This is a genomic window from Acinetobacter sp. YH12039, from assembly GCF_013420015.1.
Classification (GTDB): domain Bacteria; phylum Pseudomonadota; class Gammaproteobacteria; order Pseudomonadales; family Moraxellaceae; genus Acinetobacter; species Acinetobacter amyesii.
Map to the genome: position 1 here is coordinate 1 of NZ_VOZA01000143.1, position 524 is coordinate 524.

General features: G+C 46.8%; 1 protein-coding gene. It reads left to right on the forward strand.

Going from position 1 to position 524, the window contains the following annotated elements; all coding sequences use genetic code 11:
* Positions 1-524, forward strand: a 524-nt coding sequence (locus FTT98_RS17925) for an RNB domain-containing ribonuclease (RefSeq protein ID WP_180177639.1), incomplete at both ends; no start/stop codon positions are given.

Genomic DNA, 524 nt, shown 5'->3' on the forward strand with positions numbered 1-524 from the left:
GCGGTGGTTATCGTGTGGTCGTAGCGATTGCTGACGTGAGCCATTATGTACGTCCGGGCAAACCACTGGATGATGAAGCGCAAGAACGCGGGACATCCGTGTATTTCCCACACTTCGTTTTACCAATGTTGCCTGAAGCACTCTCTAATGGCCTGTGTTCATTAAATCCGAATGTCGATCGCCTGTGCATGGTCTGTGACCTGAAACTGTCACGTGCTGGCCGAGTGACCGGGTATGAATTCTATCCTTCAGTCATGCATTCCAAGGCACGTCTGACCTATGATCAGGTCGCGAAGTATTTTGAAGGTGACAGTACAGCAATCACTGAAGATCGTAGTGTACGTAAATCACTAAATACCCTGTTCCAGTTGTATCAGATTCTAAAAGGCTTACGTGCTGAACGTAATGCGATGGAATTCGAAACCATTGAAACCTATATGACTTTCGATGAGCTGGGTGGTATTAATGAGATTCTGCCACGTACCCGCAATGACGCGCATAAGCTGATTGAAGAATGTATGTTG